Origin of the sequence: Williamsia sp. D3 (genome assembly GCF_000506245.1) — a bacterium.
Lineage (GTDB): Bacteria > Actinomycetota > Actinomycetes > Mycobacteriales > Mycobacteriaceae > Williamsia > Williamsia muralis.
In genome coordinates, this window is record NZ_AYTE01000016.1 from 1 (window position 1) to 18804 (window position 18804).

Genomic DNA, 18804 nt, shown 5'->3' on the forward strand with positions numbered 1-18804 from the left:
GCGAGTGGTGTTCTTCTGTCGTAACCCTCACTGTCCGTACGGACCGGGCCTCTGATTGCCCGAACCGGGCGGGCCGTAGTACGGCCCGGGCGCTTGTCCGTAGCCCCCGGCCTGTCCGCCGGGAGTACCGAACTGCTGCGGCGGTGGACCGTAACCTTGCGGCTGACCGTGAGCCGGTGGCTGACCGTAGCCTTGTGGCTGACCGCCGCCCTGTGGCTGGTTCGGACCGGACACTCCGGGCCCGGGCCGACTGCCCTTACCCGCGGCCAAGGCCAAATAAGCGGCGACGCCGGCAGCGATCAAGGTGATGAACGCGCCGAGGACCACAAGCCACAGTGCCCACCCCGCGTCCACCTCGGAGGTGTCGCCGGCATCGCCGTCGATGACAACACTGCCCGGGTCGGCGATGAACACAAGGGACACGATCACCGCGACCAGTCCCAGAACCGTCCCCGCGATGGCCGCGATCGCGGGATACCTGTTGATGATCAACGGAACAGCAGCACCGGCCAACAGGAGCCCGATGATGATGGTGGCGATGCCCGGCGCACTGGTTTCGGCCTCTGCCTCGCTCTCGGCGTCGGCCACCTCGCTCGAGTCGGCCGTGTCGTCGCCTGCGTCGATGGTCACCGAACCGAGGCCACTGATCGACACGCTTCCAACACCGAAGTCCTGTGACGCCCAGGTGAAAAAGCTGAACAGCACGATCAGCAGGCCGCCGACGGCAAGAGCGATGCCCGGGAACCTCACCGCGGAATTGGACGACCTGGGAGCGAGCAGTCGACTCTTGGCGGACGTCTGGTTCGGACCGGCGGAACCGAAGGCCGACTGATAACCGGGTTGCTGCGGCGGATAGCCGGGTCCCGGTTGGTGGCCAGGTTGATGACCCCCGGGATGGTACCCACCGGGCTGATGGCCGCCGGGACCCCCAGGCGGCGGGAACCCACCGCTGTTTCCGGATGGCGGACCGTAGGTCATGTTCTCCCCCTGATCAGTGCATCACCGACGCGCGGACGCACGTTCGGACCCCGATCGTAGCGTCCGGTGTTCGGTGGAGACCGAGGCCCGCGAGTCGGCGGCAACGCAGGCGGCGAACTCTCACACGCCGGCGTTCGCGTCCTGCTTCTTCTTGAGTTCCAGGGCGATGTCGATCAGTTGGTCTTCCTGGCCACCGACCAGCTTTCGACTGCCCGCCTCGATCAAGATCGCTGCGGCGGACACACCGTACTTCTCGGCGTGGCCCTCGGCGTGCTTGAGGAACGAGCTGTAACACCCGGCGTAGCCCATCATCATCGCGGGCCGGTCGACCAGGCATTCGGTGGGCATGACCGGCCGCACCACGTCCTGCGCGGCGTCGGCGATCTTCATGAAGTCGATGCCGGTGCTGATACCCAGCTTGTCGCAGACACCGACAAACGCCTCCACGGGCGTGTTGCCGGCGCCGGCACCGAAGCGGCGGACCGACCCATCGATCTGTTGAGCGCCCGCCCGAACGGCCGCAATGGAATTGGCGACCGCGATGTCGAGGTTCTCATGGCCGTGGAAGCCGATCTGAGCGTCGTCCCCCAGCTCGGCACGCAATGCGGACACCCGATCCGACACCTGTTCCAGCACCAGTGCGCCGGCCGAATCGACGACGTACACACACTGGCAACCCGCATCGGCCATGATCCGCGCCTGTTTCGCGAGCACCTCGGGAGGCTGACTGTGCGACATCATCAAGAACCCCACGGTCTCGAGCCCCAACTCACGCGCCAACCCGAAATGCTGAATCGACACATCGGCCTCGGTGCAATGGGTCGCGATACGACAGATCTGCGCACCGTTGTCCTGCGCCGCCCGGATGTCGTCCTTGATCCCCAGACCAGGCAACATCAAGAACGCGATCTTCGCCGTCGTCGCCGTCTCGACCGCCGCCCGGATTAACTGCTGCTCAGGAGTCTTCGAGAACCCGTAGTTGAAGGACGACCCACCGAGACCGTCGCCGTGGGTCACCTCGATCACCGGAACACCCGCACCATCGAGGGCGGCCACGATGTCACGCACCTCTTGCTCGGTGAACTGGTGACGCTTGTGATGGCTGCCGTCACGCAACGACGAATCCGTGATGCGAATGTCCAGGGCATCACTGTATTTGCGAGCACCTGCCATGAGGTCTGCCGAATCAGCGAACATGTCAGACACCAACCTTTTCTGCCTTCTCGGCAAGCTTCTTCTTCGCGATCTCTTCGCCCACCTTGGTGGCGGCGGCGGTCATGATGTCGAGGTTGCCCGCGTACGGCGGCAGGAAGTCACCGGCGCCTTCGACCTCCACGAAGATCGACACCCGGGCCATCCCACCGTTGACCACGCTGGGCGGGTCGAACTGCGGCTCTTGCAACAGTCGGTAACCCGGCACGTATTGCTGGATTTCCTTCTCGCGATCCAAGATCGACTGAGCGATGGCGTCGGTGTCGGCATCCTCCGGAATTGCGCAGAAGATCGTGTCGCGCATGATCATCGGCGGATCGGCCGGGTTGAGGATGATGATCGCCTTACCCCGGTCGGCGCCGCCGATCGTCTCGATTCCCCGCGATGTGGCACGCGTGAACTCATCGATGTTCGCCCGCGTTCCCGGTCCGGCGGACTCGGACGACACAGACGCCACGATCTCGGCGTACACCACCGGCACCACGGACGAGACGGCGTGGACCATCGGAATGGTCGCCTGGCCGCCGCAGGTGATCATGTTGGTGTTCGGTGCGTCGAGATGCTCCCGCAGGTTCGCCGGGGGAACCACGGCAGGGCCGATGGCAGCCGGGGTGAGGTCCACCGCGGTGATGCCGGCCGCCTCGTACTTCGGGGCGTACTCACGGTGTACGTAGGCCGAGGTGGCCTCGAAGATGATGTCGGGCTTCTCTTCTGACGCCAGGAGTTCGTCAGCCCCGCCCGCCATCGTGATGAGCCCGTGGTCGGCCGCACGCTTCATGCCCTCGGAGTCTGCGTCGATACCCACCATCCAGCGTGGTTCGATCACCTCCGAACGCGCCAACTTGTACATCAGGTCGGTCCCGATGTTGCCCGAACCGATGATTGCTGCAGTGACCTTCTGTGCCACGGGTGGTGCTCCTAACCTCAGGTCTTGCCAAAGTTTTCGGTGATGTGTGCGGTGCTACGTGAAATCCAGCGTGACGCTGCCGAGTCCGGCGAACTGTGCGACGAAGTGGTCGCCCGACCGGATGTCGATCGCCCTGGTGGCGGTGCCCGGAAGGATGACGTCACCCTTTCGCAGGCGAACACCGAAGCTCTCGACCTTTCGTGCCAGCCAGGACACCGCGTTGAGCGGATGACCGAGCACCGCGCTCGAGTTTCCCTCGGCGATCAACTCGTCGTTGCGGTGCAAGGTGGCGTCGATGTTGCCGGTGTCGATGTCGGAGATGCGGACGCGCTGTTCGCCCAGCACCCAGCCGCAGGACGACGCGTTGTCGGCAATGGTGTCGGGCAGAGAGATCTTCCAGTCTCGGATGCGGCTGTCGATCAGTTCGATCGAGGGAACCACCCACTCGACCGCCGCGATCACGTCGTCGTTGGTGCAGCCCGCACCGGGCAGATCAGCGCCGAGGATGAATCCGACCTCGACCTCGACCCGGGGATAGCAGAACTTGGTGGCATCGATCGGGGTGTGCTCGTGATACTGCATCACGTCGAGCAGGTGACCGTAGTCCGGCTCGTCGACACCCATCATCTTCTGCATCGCCTCAGACGCCAGGCCCACCTTGTGGCCGGCGACCGACGCACCCGCCTCGAGCCGCCTGCGGATGTTGATCAGCTGGATCTCGTAGGCGTCTGTGACGTCGAGATCCGGGTGGCTCACCACCGGTGGATCGATGCGACCGCGGTCGCCTCGGCCCGGGCCAGATCGTCGGCGATACGCTGACGTTCCTGGTCGGAAACGGTCACTGGTGGCTCCTCCTGCAGTACGAGCTGGGCACTGGAACGTGTTTCTGTTTTGGGGCTGTCAGGCACTCGCCAATGCCTTCCAGGCTGGTATAGCCTGCCATGGACGTGAGTTTATAACGTGTTCTACCTAGAGGGTAGAGCTCGGCAATGCGCGAAGGGGCAATGATGAGCCGTTCGGAAGAGATTCCTGGGGACGAGATCTTCGATGTGATCGTCGTCGGCGCCGGTGGCGCCGGTATGAGTTCGGCCATCACGGCCGCCGCTCATGGCCTCGACACAGTGATCATCGAGAAGTCGCCGTACTGGGGTGGATCCACCTCCCGGTCGGGTGGAGGTGTCTGGATCCCGAACAACCAGGTGCTCAAGCGTGATGGCGTCAAGGACGATCCCGAGGCCGCACGCACCTATGTCCGCGCCATCGTGGGCGACGGTGTGGCACCGGAGCGCATCGACGCCTACATCGACCGCGGTCCCGAGGCGCTCGACTTCCTGAGCGAGCACGCGCCCCTCGAACTGGAGTGGGTCAAGAACTACTCCGACTATTACCCGGAGGCACCGGGCGGCCGGGTGGGCGGGCGCTCCTGCGAGCCCAAGCCGTTCGACTCCCGCAAACTGGGTGACGACATCAAGACCCTGCACCCCCCGTACAGCAAATCCCCCTTGAACGTGGTGGTGATGCAGTCGGACTACCGCTGGCTGAGCACAGGACTGCGTCACTGGCGCGGGCCCCTGCGCGCGATCAAGGTCGCCACGCGGTTCGCCGTGGCCAAGCTGACCGGCAAACGACTGATCGCGATGGGCGCCGCTCTCACCGCGGAGCTGCTTCTCGGAGTCCGTCAGGCCGGTATCCCGTTGCGCCTGAACACCGGGCTCGTCGATCTGGTCACCGAGAACGGTCGCGTCGTCGGCGTGGTGGTGGAGACCGACGGCAAGCAGAGAACCATCCGTGCCCGGCACGGCGTGGTGCTCGCGTGTGGCGGCTTCGAGCACAACGAGGAGATGCGCCACAAATACCAGCGCGAACCCATCGGATCGCAGTGGACCACCGGCGCCGAGTCCAACACCGGCGACGGCATCAACGCGGGCCTGAAAATCGGTGCGGGCGTGAGCTTCATGGAAGACGCCTGGTGGGGTCCGACGATCCCGCTCCCCCGCGGGCCGTGGTTCGCTCTCTCCGAGCGCGCACTCCCGGGCAGCTTCATGGTCAACGACCGCGGCGAACGCTTCATGAACGAGTCACTGCCCTACGTGGAAGCCGTGCACCGGATGTACGGCGGCGAGTTCGGCCAGGGCGAGGGGCCAGGAGAGAACCTGCCGTGCTGGCTGGTGTTCGACCAGACCTACCGCAACCGGTACATGTTCGCATCGGTGTCGGGCCGTCAACCGTTGCCCGGCAAGTGGTTCAAGTCCGGCGTGATCACCAAGGCCGGAAGTCTGGCCGAACTCGCGGAAAAGATCGGCGTGCCCGCCGACCGTCTGTCCCGAACCACCGAGCGGTTCAACGAATTCGCGAAGAAGGGCGAGGACGAGGACTTCGGGCGCGGGGTGAGCCAGTACGACCACTACTACGGCGACATCACCAACAAGCCCAACCCAAGCCTGGGCCCCCTGAAGAAGGCGCCGTTCTACGCAGTGAAGATGGTGCCGGGCGACCTCGGGACCAAGGGCGGGATCAACACCGACGCGGCAGGCCGCGCTCTGCGCGCCGACGGATCGATCATCGAGGGGCTCTACGCCGCAGGCAACACGAGTTCGCCGGTCATGGGCCACACCTATGCCGGGCCCGGCGCCACCATCGGGCCCGCAATGGTCTTCGGATACCTTGCCGCACTGGACATCGCCGACAACGCTCAGCGGTCGCGTGCCGCCGGAGAGAGGGCCAGCTGATGCCCATCGATCCGTCGGTCGCACTCGGCGCCGAGGTCGGCCAGACCACATTCAGCTGGAACGCCTCCGACATCGCGCTCTATCACCTGGCGTCGGCGCAGGCGCAGACCCGCTGGACGCGAACAGCCTTCGGTATCTGCACGACGCCGAACCGAAGGTGCTTCCCACGTTCGCTACCGTCGCCGCGAGCTTCCACGAGACCGAGCCACCGAAGGTCTCCATGCCCGGCATCGAAATCGACCTTGCCGCAGTGGTTCACGGTTCGCAAGAGGTGACCGTGCACCGCCCCATCCCGCCTTCGGGTTCGGCCACCACACGTACCACCATCGCCGAACTCCAGGACAAGGGCTCGGCCGCGGTCATCGTTCAGGAGTCGACGACGATCGACGACGCCGGTGAGCCGCTGTGGACTGCGCGTTCGGCCATCTTCGCCAAGGGCGAAGGCGGATTCGGCGGCGAGCGTGGGAGCTCGGACAAGGTGGCCTACCCCGACCGCGAACCGGATCGGACGATCGAGGAGAAGACGCTCCCGCAACAAGCGCTCCTCTACCGTCTCTGCGGCGACCGCAACCCGTTGCACTCGAGTCCGGAGTTCGCCGAGATGGCAGGCTTCCCCCGGCCGATACTTCACGGGCTCTGCACGTACGGAACGGTGTGCCGCGCTGTCACGGACACGATGCTCGGCGGAGACGTGGACCAGATCGAGCGATATGCGGCGAAGTTCGCCGGTATCGTCTTTCCGGGCGAGACTCTACGAATCAAGGTGTGGGAAGACGGATCTCGCCTTCTCATCTCCGCATCCGTGGCCGATCGCGACGATGCACCGGCCCTCGGGAACGTGGTGCTGACGAGGCGCTGACGGCCCATCTGCTGATCGCGGGCGGGACTGCCGGACAGGTCCGCATCGCGATCGGTGGCCGGCACCGACAGCTCGGCAATACCGGCGACAAGAGTTGTAAAGCGTTGTCAGGCAGCGCTCATGAAGATGGCAACGAGCCCGACGATGACGGCGACGAGTGACGCCAGCATCGTGAGCACACGCCATGCGCGCAGCTTGACCGCCGAGACGTCGTTGACCTGAGTTGAGGCCATCGGATTCCCTCTCATGTGGGTGTGGCCGGACCCGGCTGGGTCGGTCTGTACCAGCAAGCTCACTGTCGAGTTACCAGTGTTGTTAATGTGACATAAGAGACAGTCGATGCGTGTGTGCCACACCGTGGGATCGTGATAACGATTACACAACACGAAGGTGTGTCTAGAACACGTTCCACTCGACTACTTTGAGTGGATGAAGACATCTGTGGGGGCGTCGCCGAGCGATTCGGGAACAGACGAGAAGTTCGGACTCCGAACCGTCTGGCTCATCTTCGTGGTGTGCACCGCCGTCTCGATGGTCGTGGCTGCGATGGCCGCGTTGAACACCGCGATTCCCGAGATCGCTCCCGACATCGAGGCGACGTCGAACCAGCTGACCTGGCTCATCGACGGATACACGCTGACCCTGGCCGCCCTGCTGTTGCCTGCCGGCGCTCTGGGCGACCGATACGGCCGCCGCCTGGCTCTGGTCGGTGGTCTCATCATCTTCGCCATCGGCTCCCTCCTGCCGGTGTGGATCAATGATCCGAACCTGTTCATCGCCTCGCGCTGTTTCACCGGTGTGGGTGCCGCCTTCGCGATGCCGGCGACCCTGTCGCTGATCACCTCAGGGGTGCCGGAGTCCAAACGACCACTGGCTGTGAGCATCTGGGCCGGCGTGGCCGGGATCGGGGCAATCGGCGGATTCTTCGTCACCGGGATATTGCTCGAGTTCTTCGACTGGCATTCCATCTTCATCGCGTTCGCCGTCGCAGCAGGAACCACCGCTGTGCTCTCGTGCACCATCCCGACATCTCGCGACTCCACCTCGAAACGCTTCGATCTGATCGGCTCGATCAGCTCTGCGGCAGCCATCGCGCTTGTCGTATTCGGTCTCATCGAGGCTCCACACCGCGGCTGGGTCAACCCGCTTGTCATCGCCGCCCTGGTCGGCGGTGTCGCCCTGATCGGGGTCTTCTGGATGCTCCAGACGAGGCGGGCCCAGCCCCTGCTCGACGTCACGCTGTTCCGCAACCGGGCCTTCTCTGCCGGCGCCTTCAGCATCATGCTCCAATTCTTGGTCGCCTTCGGGGTGTTCTTTGTCCTGCTGCAGCGGTTGCAGCTGGTGTTCGGCTACTCCCCGTTGAAGTCGGCCGTCGCGATGTTCCCCCTCGTGGTGGTCGTGATGATCTTCTCGTTGCTGGGCAACTGGGTTGCGGTGAAGATCAATCTGCGTGCCATCCTGGCCGTCGGCACCTTTTTCATGGGCGTGGGCGTCGTCATGCTGGGCGTCATCGATCACACCGAGTACTGGACGATCGCGGTGTCGCTGATCGTCATGGCGGCGGGTCTGGGAATCGCCACCGCACCGTCCACCACCGGGATCATGGTGAACACCCCTGCCGACAATCAGGGAGTCGGTTCGGCGGTCAACGACACCGCTCGAGAGCTGGGCTCGGCGGTCGGAATCGCCATCGCCGGCAGCCTACTGGCCGCCGGCTACACGAGAGATGTTCAGCCGACCGCAGATTCGGCCCAGAACCAGCTGACCCAGGCCGCGAGTCAATTGCAGGCGGCCGGCCAGCCCGAACAGGCGCAACAGGCCACCTCCGCGGCCGGTTCCATCGGCGAACACATCACGCGCACACTCGCCGAAGCACTGCAGGTTGCTCAGGGCATCGCGCCGCGCCAACCCGAACTCGCCGCGCAGATCTCCGAGGGTGCAAAAGAAGCCTTTGTCGGACCCATGAACACCGCCTGCATCGTTCTCGGTTCGATCGGGATCGCCGGTGCGGTGCTGTTGGCCATCTTCACCCCGAAGGCGATGGGCGGGCAGGACGCCACGGTGGGCGAATTGCCCACCGGGCACCCTGCTGCCGCGACTGCGGCCAAGTCGTCGACCGACTGACCGGACCCGGGTGACCGGACCACTCGTTGCCGCTGAGGACTAGACCGGCGTGCCCGTCGCGTCCAGCGCAGCCTGCTTGGCCCATCGGTAGTCCGCCTTGCCGGCCGGCGTGCGCTTGATCTCGTCCACCACCACCAGCAGCCGCGGGATCTTGTACCCGGCGAGCATCGTTCGGCAGTGGGCCTGGATCTCGTCGAGATCGGGCTCTGGAGCGTCGGGACGAATCGCGACGACCGCAGACACCTTCTGACCCATCCGCTCATCGGGTGCGGGAACAACCAGCGCGTCTGCGACCGAGGGGTGTGCGTGAAGGCACGCCTCCACCTCCTCGGCGAAGACCTTCTCGCCTCCGGTGTTGATGCACTGCGACCCGCGGCCCAGGAACACGATCGTCCCGTCGGCCTCCACCTGTCCCATGTCGCCGAGCACCGCCAGACGCGTCCCGTCGGGCAGTGTCGGGAACGTACGTGCCGACTTCTCCTCGTCCCGGTAATAGCCGAGCGGGACCCTGCCGATGCGGGCGATCATGCCCACGTCTCCGGTTCCGGGTTCGATCACGTTGAGCTTCTCGTCGACCACGGTCATCTTCGAGGTGGGTGGCATCGCCAGCGTGCCGTCCTCGCGTACTTCGAAGGCACCGTCGTTGCCGGTTTCCGACGCTCCGAAGTTGTCGCGCAGCAACAGGTCCGGCTTGGCGGCCAGCATTTTCTCCCGAACACCCACCGACCAGATCGCACCACCGGAGGTGATGGAGAACAGCGTCGACATGTCGACCTCGTCCTTGAGCTTCTGCATCGCGTCGGCCAAGGGGGAACCCATGCCGTCGCCGACGATCAGCACCACATTGACCTTGTCGGCCTCGATCGACCGCACGACCTTCTCCGGATCGAAAGCACGCATCAGCACCAGTCTGGCGCCCAAGGTGAGGAAGGTGAACAGCGAGTACAGGGCTGCGCCGTGCATGAGTGGCGCCGCAATCAAGAAGGACAGACCGGGGAACTCCTTGGCTGCAGCGCCGATCTCGGCAAGGTCCTTGCGAGGTTTGTCCTCGTACGGATTGCCGCCGGACAGAGGTTTGTGAAAGAAGTCGTCGTGTCGCCACATGACGCCTTTGGGGTATCCCGTTGTTCCGCCCGTGTAGAGGACCCACAGCTCGTCGCCGGTCCTGGGCTCGAAGTCTCGCTCGTCCGACTGACCCGACGGATCGAACAACCGAACGTCGACACCCGCGTCCGCGGCGGCCACCGACAGCTGTTCGGTGATCTCACCGATCACGAAGATCGTTCGCAACGTGGGGATCTGACCGACGATTGTGGCGAGATTGTCCTGGTGCTCGGCTTCCTCGACCACGATCGCAACCGAATCGGAGTTCTCGAAGATGTAGAGCAACTCCGCCGGTGTGTACCGGTAGTTGATGTTGATCGGTACGGCGCGGATCTTGATCACACCGAGGATGGTGGTCACGTGTTCCACGCTGTTCTTGAGGAACAGCGAGACATGCTCGGCCGCACCGATACCGGCGGCGGTCAGCATGTGGGCCACCTTGTTCGATTCGACCTCGAGCTGTCGGTAGCTGTGGTCGACGCCCTCGTAGGTGAGCGCCACCGTGTCCGGAACCGCGTCCGCCACGGTCTCGAAGACATCCGCCAGATTGAACCCCATCGCGCAACTCCTAAGCTGTGAGTACCAAACCACTTGTGGGAACGCCAGTTCCGGCGGTGACGACGACCTTGCTGGCACCGGGAACCTGATTGACCGACTTTCCGCGAAGCTGCCGTACGGCCTCGGCGATGCCGTTCATCCCGTGGATGTACGCCTCGCCGAGCTGGCCGCCGTGGGTGTTGAGAGGCAACCGTCCACCGACCTCGAGCGCGCCGGGTTCGCGGACGAAGTCCTTGGCGTCTCCCCTGCCGCAGAAGCCCAGTTCTTCGAGCTGCATCAACGTGTACGGGGTGAAGTGGTCGTACAGGATTGCCAGATCCATGTCGTCCGGACCGAGTCCGGACTGCTCCCACAGCTGCCTGCCGACCAGACCCATCTCTGGAAGACCGGCGAGCTCGTCACGGTAGTAGCTGGTCATGATGTATTGGTCGTTGCCACTTCCCGATGCCGCACCGGCGATGACGGCCGGCGGATGAGGCAAGTCCTTGGCCCGCTCGGCCGAGACCACGACAAACGCCACGCCACCGTCGGATTCCTGGCAGCAGTCGAGCAGATGGAGCGGCTCGGCGATGTACCGCGAGTTCTGGTGGTCCTCGAGGGTGATCGGCTTTCCATAGAAGAACGCGTTCGGATTGACCGCTGCATGCTTACGGCCCACCACCGAGATCCGGCCGAAATCCTCACTCGTGGCGCCGTACTCGTGCATGTATCGCTGAGCGACCATGGCGACGAAGGCGGCAGGAGTGCTCAACCCGTGCGGGTAGCTGAACGCGTTGTCGGTGCCCGAGGAGTTGTCCTGGGCCACCAGCGAGGTATTCACTTGCCCGAACCGCATCCCCGACCGTTCGTTGAACGCCCGGTATGCGACAACGACATCGGCGACGCCGGTGGCCACGGCCATGGCTGCCTGCTGCACCGTGGAACAAGCCGCACCACCGCCGTAGTGGATACGCGAGAAATACTTCAGCTCGCCGATCCCGGCGGAACGCGCGACCGCGATCTCGGTGTTGGTGTCCATGGTGAACGAGACCAGGCCATCGACATCGGAGGGTGCCAGACCCGCGTCGGCGATGGCCGCGGTGACCGCCTCGGCTGCCAGCCGCAACTCGCTGCGACCGGAGTTCTTCGAGAAGTCGGTGGCGCCGATTCCGGCAATCGCTGCGGCGCCGGACAATTGACCGCTCATCCGGCAACCCCCGCTCGGCTCGTTTCCGCAACCGCGCCGGCGACGGTGCGATCCATCACCAGTGACACCTGCGAGGTGATGTGCTTTCCCAGACTGTCCGTCCCGACCACCTCGACGTTCACCAGACCGTCGGCGACCGAGGTGACGGTCCCGGTCAGCGTGAGGGTGTCGTAGGCGTACCAGGGCACGCCGAGGCGCAGTTTGATCGACCGGATCTGCGCTCGCTGACCGGCCCAATCGGTGATGTATCGCTGCACCAGGCCGGTGTCGGTGAGGATGTTGACGAAGATGTCCTTCGACCCCTTCTGATGCGCGAGGTCGCGATCATGGTGCACGTCCTGAAAGTCCCTGGTGGCCAGTGCCGTCGAGACCACGAAGGTCGGAGTGGCCTCGATCGTCAGCTCGGGGAGCGTATCCCCCTCCTTGACGTCGGGAGGCGTGGCGGGCGGTACCACTTGTGTACTCACGACTGTTCTCCTGCTTTCGCGGGCTGCCAGGCATAGAGCGTCCATGCCTGGGTGTCTCCGTCCTCACCTGCCGGGAAGTCGATGAACTCCACCTGTACCGGGTAGCCCACCTCGACCTGCGCCGGGTCGACTCCACGGAGTTCTCCGAGCATCCGCACCCCCTCGTCGAGTTCGACGAGAGCGATCACAAACGGCACACGTCGTCCGGGCACCTGCGGTGCATGGTGGACCACGTAGCTGTAGACGGTGCCCCGGCCCGACGACACTACGTAGTCGGTGGTCTCGCCCGTCGGCTTCCACAATGCGGGCACCGGTGGGTGCTGCAGCGATCCGTCGGCACGCTGCTGGATTCGGAGTTCGTGCGCACGCACGCCGTCCCAGAAGAACAGCGTGTCGAGGGTTGGCGTGGGTCGCATCATCTTTGCCGGCTCGAAGTCGTCCGTGTTCGACCCGAGAGACGAGATGACCTCGCCCGCAGCCTGTTCGGGCGCCGGCGCCTCTGCTGACCGCGCCTTCGCGGCGGGGCGGAACTTGAGGATCCGGAAGTCCATCTCGGCCACCACCTCGTCGCCGACCTTCCAGATGTTCTTGGTGGTGAAGAACCAGCCTTCGCCCAGCGCGGTCTGCTTGGGGCCGACGACGTCGGTCAGCGCGGCCTCGATGGTCACGTGCTCACCCGGACTGGTGTAGCGATGGTAGGTCGAGTCGCAGTTGGTCGCGACCACCGACGAGTAGCCCGCCTGGTCGAGTATCTCGGTGACCTGGCCGAGTGGATCGTCCTCGGCGCGCACGCCTCCGAGGCCCCGCATCGTCCACACCTGGGCCATTGCCGGAGGCGCGACAACGCCGTCGTGGCCTGCCGCCCGGGCCGCTGCGTCGTCGGAGTAGATGGGGTTGGTGTCGCCGAGCGCCTCGGTCCAGTTGTTGATCATCGGGGTGTTGATCGGATCGCGACCTGAGATAGGTGCACTCGTACCGGCAGCGCGGACCGCGTCGGTGGCCGCGATGATCGCGGCTGCATCAGATGCCATCGTGGTCAACGCTTTCCACGCGGCAGTCCGAGACCCGCGGTCGCAATCATCTCCCGCATCACCTCGTTCACGCCGCCACCGAAGGTGATGACGACGTTGCGCTTGGACTGCACGTCGAACCACTCGGCGAGCTCGGCGGTCGCGGGATCCGAGAAGTCGCCATGCCGGCCGAGCACTTCGTCGATCAAGCGGTGGACTCGCTGGAGTCGTTCGGTGGCAAAGACTTTGGTGGCTGCGGCGTCGGCCATGGAGATCGAGTCACCGCCGGAGGCGACCTGCCAGTTGAGCAGTTCGTTGATCCGGTAGTAGGCGTGGAGCTCGGCCAGCGCCCGCTTGACGTCGGTGTGTTTGCCGGGAACCGTGCCATCGGGCCCCGGCCGGCCGGCCCAGTCGGTGATGCGGGCCAGCAGACCGTCGAGCCGTCCGGCCGGCCCCAACATGACCCGTTCGTGGTTGAGCTGGGTGGTGATCAGTCGCCAGCCGCCGTTCACCTCACCGACCACCATGCTCGCGGGCGCGCGCACATCGGAGTAGTACGTCGCGTTGACGTGATGGGCATGGTCGGCCGTGATGATCGGGGTCCAGCTGTAGCCGGGATCCTTGGTGTCGACGATGATCATCGAGATGCCCTTGTGTTTGGGAGCATCTTTGTCCGTGCGGCATGCCAGCCACACGTAGTCGGCGTCGTGCCCGCCGGTGGTGAAGATCTTCTGGCCGTTGATGACGTACTCGTCACCCTCCAGCACCGCTGTGGTCTTGAGCGACGCCAGGTCGGTACCGGCGTCTGGTTCCGTGTAACCGATGGCGAAGTGCACCTCACCGGCCAGGATGTCGGGGAGAAAACGTTGCTTCTGCTCGTCGGTCCCGTACACCTGCAGCGTCGGACCGACGGTCTGCAAGGTCACCGCAGGCAACGGCACGTCCGCCCGAGCGGCCTCGTTGACGAAGATCTGTTGTTCTATCTGTCCGAAGCCCCTGCCGCCGTACTCCTTTGGCCATCCGACGCCGAGCCACCCGTCCTTGCCCATCTGGCGGATCACCTTGCGGTACGTGGGCCCGTGCCGTTCGGTGAGCATGGTGACCGCGTCCTCGGGCGAGATGAGGTTCGAGAAATACTCGCGCAATTCCATCTTCAGCGCGTGCTGCTCGGGGGTGAGATCGATGAACATTGTCACGCTCCTGCCTCGACCTGCTCGGCGAGTGCGTCGAGTCGGTCAGTGGGCCCACCGACCAGGCGGGCAAGGTCTTTGGCCAGGGAAAAGTAGCGGTGCAACGGGTAGGTCAGGTCGACACCGACACCGCCGTGCAGATGGATCATGGTGCGCATGGCTGCCGGGATCTCCTGTGCCAGCCAATAACCGGACAAAGCCAGGTCCGTTCCGGCGTCGAGACCTTCACTCAGACGCCATCCCGCCGACGTGGTGGCCAGGGTCATCGATCGGGCCACCACGTAGATGTCCGCGAGTTGCTGCTGAACGGCCTGGAACGTCCCGATCGGCTTGTCGAATTGGATGCGCTCGGACACGTGGGTGGCGGTCAGCTTCATCGCGCCGGCTATCAGCCCATCCGCATAGGCCGCGATTCCCAGGGCGTGGTGCTGGGTGAGCCACACCGGGTCGCCACCGATGACGGTGTCGGCCGGTACATCCGAGAACTCGACCGTGTACTCACCCCAACCCGACGAGGACGTGGTGCGGGTGATTTTCACGCCGTCGTCTCCGGGTGACACAACCACAACACCCGCGTCTGCGGCGACGAGGAGTGCGGTGGCGCCTTCGGCGTGCAGCACACCGGTCTTGACGCCCGAGAGCTTGCCACCAGAAACGGCGGTGTGCGGGGTGGAGGTCATCGGGGCGCCGGGTTCGTTGATCGCGGCTGCGAGCCAGCCACCCGCCTGCACCTTGGCACCCAGGTTCGCCGCGATGTCGGGCGCACGCTGCACCAGCGGCGCGAGCCCGGACAGCAATGTTCCGATCGCGGGGGTGATCGCGGCAGCGCGACCGAGCGCGGTCGGTACCGGGGTCAGTCCCCCGACTGCGACGTCGTCACCGCCCTGCGCCTCGGGTAGCGGCAGGGCCAGCAGTCCGGAGTCGGCGAGGGCCGACCACAACGGACCCTCGAAGCCGCCGGTGTCGGACAGCGAGGCGTCCCACACCGACTCGTGCCTTTCCAGCACGGAGGCGATGACATCGCTCACAGTCTGGGCTGTCGAATCGAGGGTGAAGTCCACCGTTTTGCACCTCTTCAGTGAATTAGAACCTGTTCTAGTTGTATCAGAGTCGGGCGCGCGTCAGCTACGTGTTGTCGACACCCGGTCCAGCACTCAGCGCGGCAGTCCCAGCAGGCGTTCGGCGGCCGCGGTCGCAAGTATCTGCGTCGTGCCGCCGGCGATCGACAGGCACCGATTGAGCAGGAACTCGTCAGCCATCTCCGAGTACTCCAGACCGTCCAGCCCACGTAGTCGCTGGCCGAACTCCGGCACCGCCTGCCGGTGCCGGACACCGATCAGTTTGCGCACGCTCGAGGCGGCTCCGGGGTCGGTGCCGTTGATCGACCCGAGGACCGCGCGCAGATCGAGAACTTGACCTAGCTGGGCCTGCACGATCAGCTCGCCCAGTTCGGCACACTCGACCGCGTCGAGCCGGCGCCCCTCGATCTGTGCGAGCAGTGCCTCCATCTCCTTGCCGAGGGCCGAACCGCCCATCGCAACCCGTTCGTTGGCGAGCGTGGTGCGGGCCAGCCGCCAGCCGTTGTTCAGTTCCCCCACCACGCAGTCGTCGGGCACGAACACGTCGTCGAGGAACACCTCGTTGAACAGCGCTCGCCCGGTGATCTCTCGGAGCGGCCGGGTTTCGATGCCCTCGGACTTCATGTCGACGAGGAAGTAGGTGATGCCCTTGTGCTTCGGTGCTTCCGGGTCGGTGCGCGCCAAGCAGATCGCCCAGTCGGCCGTATGTGCGTGAGAGGTCCAGACCTTCTGCCCCTGCAGTTTCCAACCGCCGTCGACCTTGGTGGCCTTCGTGCGCAGGGCCGCGAGGTCAGAACCCGCGCCGGGCTCGGAGAACAGCTGGCACCAGATGATGTCGCCGTCGAGGGTGGCGCCGACGAATCGCTCACGCTGCTCGTCGGTGCCGTACTGGAGGATGGTCGGGATCGCCCATCCCGCGATCACGAGATCTGGGCGGCGAACACCGGCGCGGTCGAGTTCCTGATCGATCAGCACCTGCTGCGCCGGTTCTGCCGCCAGTCCATACGGCTCCGGCCAATGCGGCGTGAGGTACCCCGATTCGGCGAGCGCATGCCGCTGGTCGTCGGCGGCAGCGATGGAGTCGACGTCGGCGCGGACCTGCGCCCGGCGTTTCTCGGCATCACCGAGGTCCAGCCGATGCACCCGGCGGACACCTTGCCGATTCAACTCCGCCACCCGCGCGCGCCAGGTGGCCGCGCCGCCCAGCTGCGCCTGCCACGCCAGAGCCCTGCGCAGGTACAGATGCGCGTCGTGCTCGAAGGTGAATCCGATACCACCGAGGATCTGGATGCAGTCCTTGGCGTTGTCGACGGTGAGATCGGAGACCGTCGCCGCAGCCACGGCCGCACTGATCTCCACCTGCTGCGCGGCGCTCGTCCGCTCGTCACCCTCGGCTTCGGTGAGGTCGTCGATCGCTCCGGCCAGATCCCAGGCGGCCGCACTGACCTGCTCGCTGCGGCAGAGCATCTCGGCACAGATGTGCTTGACCGCCTGAAAGCTGCCGATCGGCGCACCGAACTGCTCGCGCACCTTGGCGTACTCGACCGCGGTGTCGAGAGTCCAGCGTGCGACTCCTGAGGCCTGGGCGGCGATGGCTGCGATGAGGGTGGCTCGCACGTAGGTGTCCGACAGGTGCAGCACGTCGCGCGTGGGGATCACCACCTCGTCCAATCGCACCTTCGCCAGCTCCATCGAGAAGTCCAGGGCGTCAACCGAATCGGCGATGATGCCGTCGGTTCCCGGTTCGAGCAGCACCCAGCGGTGGCTTCCGGCGATGTCGATCGGGGCGAGCAACGCCGCCCCGGGTACGTATCCGGCGACCAACCCGAGCTCGCCGCTCGCCGACAGGACGCCCCGGCGCGGTTCGTGGGCGGTGGGCGCCTGACCGCCGGACAGCACCGACGTGGCCACCGCGGCGCCCACCTCACCGGCGATCAGCTGCGCGAGTAACGCGTTCTCGTTCGGGGCCCCGGACACGGCCGACAACAGGGCACTGACGGCGGTCGCGGCGACAGGTCCGGGCACCAGGTCGTAGCCCGTCTGCTCGAGCATGACGGCGAGGTCGGCGAACTGGGCATCCATGCCGCCGCAGTGCTCCGGGACAGCAGCGCCGAACACACCGAGCTCGGCCAAGTCCGGGAACAGCGCAGGCCAGGCTTCGCCGGTGCCGTTCGCCTCGGCGTCGCCACGCCGGACCGAGGTGATGACCGACACCTTTTTGGACCATTGACCAATTGCGTCGGCGACGGCGGTATGTTCTGGGGTGGAAGCAATGGTCACGGAGATCGGATCCTGCCTGCTCGGGATTGTCGGTGCGTAGTAGAACCTGTTCTAATATTGCACGTCCCAGGGGGCAGAATGAAGGGGCCCGTGTCGCGAAGTCGGAGAAGTCGCTTTTCCGGCATGAGCGATTACCGTGTACTTGGTCGGTTTCGACATCGCAAAGGTGTCGTTGCCAGATGACCTACGTGACCGACCGACGCGAGAAGTCGACCTGAACGAAAGTGGGACCTCGATGGCAAGCCCGATCCCGACCGGAACCCCGGCGAGTAATGCCGCCGTCGGCTCGGAGGTCGACCTCGGGTCGAATGCACAACGCGAACGACGTCGACGCATCCTCGACGCGACGCTGGCCCTGGCCTCCAAGGGCGGCTATGACGCCGTACAGATGCGAGCCGTTGCCGACCGTGCCGATGTGGCCGTGGGAACTCTCTACCGCTACTTCCCCTCCAAGGTGCACCTGCTGGTGACCGCACTCGCGCGCGAGTTCGAGGCAGTCGAGAGTCGCGCGGACAAGTCACGGCTGCGCGGTACCACGTCACTCGAGCGCCTGCGCCACGTGCTCGACATGATCACCATGGCAATGCAACGCGATCCCTTGCTCACTGAGGCGATGACGCGGGCGTTCATGTTCGCGGACGCCTCGGCGTCGGCCGAAGTCGACAAGGTCGCGAACATCATCGACCGCCTGCTGGCCAACGCGATGGTCGAAGGTGAGCCCACCGATCTCGATCTCAAGATCGCCCGTGTGGTCTCCGACGTGTGGATGTCGAACCTGGTGCAGTGGCTGACCCGCCGCGCGTCCGCGACCGACGTCACCAACCGTCTGGAACTCACCATCACGCTGCTGCTCGCCGGCCGCGATCAGGAACCCGAGATCAGGGACTGACCCACAAACCCACCGGGCCGAAAAGTCCGCTCACCGGGCCCATAATCCCGTTGACCGTGCCGAAGTTTCCGCCCACCGGGCCCATAATCCCGTTGACCGTGCCGAAGTTTCCGCCCACCGGGCCCATAATCCCGTTGACCGTGCCAATGTTTCCGCCCACCGGGCCGATAATCCCTTTGACCGTGCCGAAAATGCCTATCGAGCCGCTCTCAGATCTCGTCGACCGGTGCCG

15 protein-coding genes and 2 pseudogenes are annotated in these 18804 nt (G+C 65.2%); 4 read left to right on the forward strand and 13 right to left on the reverse strand.

The genetic code is table 11. The features are described from left to right. Nucleotides 1–27: 27 nt before the first annotated feature. The 4 genes and pseudogenes from W823_RS40795 to W823_RS40810 form a co-directional block, all read right to left on the reverse strand. Entirely contained in the window at nucleotides 28–750 is a 723-nt protein-coding gene (locus tag W823_RS40795; RefSeq protein ID WP_023957377.1) for a hypothetical protein, read from the reverse strand. Nucleotides 751–1098: 348 nt separating this feature from the next. After that, nucleotides 1099–2175, reverse strand: a complete 1077-nt coding sequence (dmpG, locus tag W823_RS40800) for a 4-hydroxy-2-oxovalerate aldolase (RefSeq protein ID WP_031332041.1) — start codon at nucleotides 2173–2175, stop codon at nucleotides 1099–1101. 1 nt (nucleotide 2176) lies between these two features. Continuing rightward, the gene (locus W823_RS40805; protein ID WP_023957380.1) at nucleotides 2177–3097 is read right to left on the reverse strand and encodes an acetaldehyde dehydrogenase (acetylating); all 921 of its coding nucleotides are present in this window, start codon (nucleotides 3095–3097) and stop codon (nucleotides 2177–2179) included. A gap of 54 nt (nucleotides 3098–3151) precedes the next feature. Continuing rightward, nucleotides 3152–3939, reverse strand: a pseudogene (locus W823_RS40810) (2-keto-4-pentenoate hydratase). A gap of 147 nt (nucleotides 3940–4086) precedes the next feature. Here W823_RS40810 and kstD point away from each other — a divergent pair. Continuing rightward, complete coding sequence (gene kstD, locus W823_RS40815) at nucleotides 4087–5826, forward strand: 3-oxosteroid 1-dehydrogenase (protein ID WP_051406477.1); 1740 nt, start codon at nucleotides 4087–4089, stop codon at nucleotides 5824–5826. Next, a pseudogene (locus W823_RS40820) lies at nucleotides 5826–6685 on the forward strand (MaoC/PaaZ C-terminal domain-containing protein). Before kstD ends, W823_RS40820 begins: the two are co-directional and overlap by 1 nt. Nucleotides 6686–6792: 107 nt before the next feature. On the opposite strand, the gene W823_RS59270 reads toward W823_RS40820, so the two are convergent. Next, nucleotides 6793–6918, reverse strand: a complete 126-nt coding sequence (locus W823_RS59270; protein WP_255283862.1) for a hypothetical protein — start codon at nucleotides 6916–6918, stop codon at nucleotides 6793–6795. Nucleotides 6919–7114: 196 nt separating this feature from the next. Between W823_RS59270 and W823_RS40825 the strand changes: the two genes are divergently transcribed. Next, nucleotides 7115–8809 carry an MFS transporter gene (locus tag W823_RS40825; protein WP_023957383.1) on the forward strand — a complete coding sequence of 565 codons (1695 nt, stop codon included), beginning with the start codon at nucleotides 7115–7117 and terminating at the stop codon, nucleotides 8807–8809. A gap of 39 nt (nucleotides 8810–8848) precedes the next feature. Here W823_RS40825 and W823_RS40830 read toward each other — a convergent pair whose 3' ends face one another. The 7 genes from W823_RS40830 to W823_RS40850 form a co-directional block, all read right to left on the reverse strand. After that, nucleotides 8849–10471, reverse strand: coding sequence for an AMP-binding protein (locus W823_RS40830; RefSeq protein WP_023957384.1), 1623 nt, complete (start codon nucleotides 10469–10471; stop codon nucleotides 8849–8851). 10 nt (nucleotides 10472–10481) lie between these two features. Next, nucleotides 10482–11657, reverse strand: coding sequence for a lipid-transfer protein (locus tag W823_RS40835; RefSeq protein ID WP_023957385.1), 1176 nt, complete (start codon nucleotides 11655–11657; stop codon nucleotides 10482–10484). Next, nucleotides 11654–12124 carry a MaoC family dehydratase gene (locus tag W823_RS40840; protein WP_232232960.1) on the reverse strand — a complete coding sequence of 157 codons (471 nt, stop codon included), beginning with the start codon at nucleotides 12122–12124 and terminating at the stop codon, nucleotides 11654–11656. Before W823_RS40840 ends, W823_RS40835 begins: the two co-directional genes overlap by 4 nt. After that, nucleotides 12121–13155 (reverse strand): bifunctional MaoC family dehydratase N-terminal/OB-fold nucleic acid binding domain-containing protein, encoded by a 1035-nt coding sequence (locus tag W823_RS40845; RefSeq protein WP_023957387.1) that lies wholly within the window; start codon nucleotides 13153–13155, stop codon nucleotides 12121–12123. The genes W823_RS40840 and W823_RS40845 overlap by 4 nt, the downstream gene beginning before the upstream one ends. A 5-nt stretch (nucleotides 13156–13160) precedes the next feature. Beyond that, nucleotides 13161–14324 (reverse strand): acyl-CoA dehydrogenase family protein, encoded by a 1164-nt coding sequence (locus tag W823_RS0128825; RefSeq protein WP_031332047.1) that lies wholly within the window; start codon nucleotides 14322–14324, stop codon nucleotides 13161–13163. Nucleotides 14325–14326: 2 nt separating this feature from the next. After that, on the reverse strand, nucleotides 14327–15385 hold the full coding sequence (locus tag W823_RS0128830) for an acyl-CoA dehydrogenase family protein (protein ID WP_031332049.1): 1059 nt from the start codon (nucleotides 15383–15385) through the stop codon (nucleotides 14327–14329). A gap of 93 nt (nucleotides 15386–15478) precedes the next feature. Beyond that, nucleotides 15479–17683 carry an acyl-CoA dehydrogenase gene (locus W823_RS40850; RefSeq protein WP_031332051.1) on the reverse strand — a complete coding sequence of 735 codons (2205 nt, stop codon included), beginning with the start codon at nucleotides 17681–17683 and terminating at the stop codon, nucleotides 15479–15481. Between the two features lie 235 nt (nucleotides 17684–17918). Between W823_RS40850 and kstR the strand changes: the two genes are divergently transcribed. Next, nucleotides 17919–18572, forward strand: coding sequence for a cholesterol catabolism transcriptional regulator KstR (gene kstR, locus W823_RS40855; protein ID WP_051406482.1), 654 nt, complete (start codon nucleotides 17919–17921; stop codon nucleotides 18570–18572). On the opposite strand, the gene W823_RS57730 is transcribed toward kstR, so the two are convergent. Then, nucleotides 18562–18732, reverse strand: coding sequence for a hypothetical protein (locus W823_RS57730; RefSeq protein WP_200866372.1), 171 nt, complete (start codon nucleotides 18730–18732; stop codon nucleotides 18562–18564). The two genes, kstR and W823_RS57730, sit on opposite strands and share 11 nt — an antisense overlap. Nucleotides 18733–18804 lie beyond the last annotated feature (72 nt).

Bases quoted from the DNA above. Each gene is read 5' to 3' on its own strand.
- dmpG (WP_031332041.1), bottom strand. From the start codon at position 2,175: ATGTTCGCTGATTCGGCAGACCTCATGGCAGGTGCTCGCAAATACAGT.
- kstD (WP_051406477.1), top strand. From the start codon at position 4,087: ATGCGCGAAGGGGCAATGATGAGCCGTTCGGAAGAGATTCCTGGGGAC.
- W823_RS59270 (WP_255283862.1), bottom strand. From the start codon at position 6,918: ATGGCCTCAACTCAGGTCAACGACGTCTCGGCGGTCAAGCTGCGCGCA.
- W823_RS40825 (WP_023957383.1), top strand. From the start codon at position 7,115: ATGAAGACATCTGTGGGGGCGTCGCCGAGCGATTCGGGAACAGACGAG.
- W823_RS40830 (WP_023957384.1), bottom strand. From the start codon at position 10,471: ATGGGGTTCAATCTGGCGGATGTCTTCGAGACCGTGGCGGACGCGGTT.
- W823_RS40835 (WP_023957385.1), bottom strand. From the start codon at position 11,657: ATGAGCGGTCAATTGTCCGGCGCCGCAGCGATTGCCGGAATCGGCGCC.
- W823_RS40845 (WP_023957387.1), bottom strand. From the start codon at position 13,155: ATGGCATCTGATGCAGCCGCGATCATCGCGGCCACCGACGCGGTCCGC.
- W823_RS0128825 (WP_031332047.1), bottom strand. From the start codon at position 14,324: ATGTTCATCGATCTCACCCCCGAGCAGCACGCGCTGAAGATGGAATTG.
- kstR (WP_051406482.1), top strand. From the start codon at position 17,919: ATGGCAAGCCCGATCCCGACCGGAACCCCGGCGAGTAATGCCGCCGTC.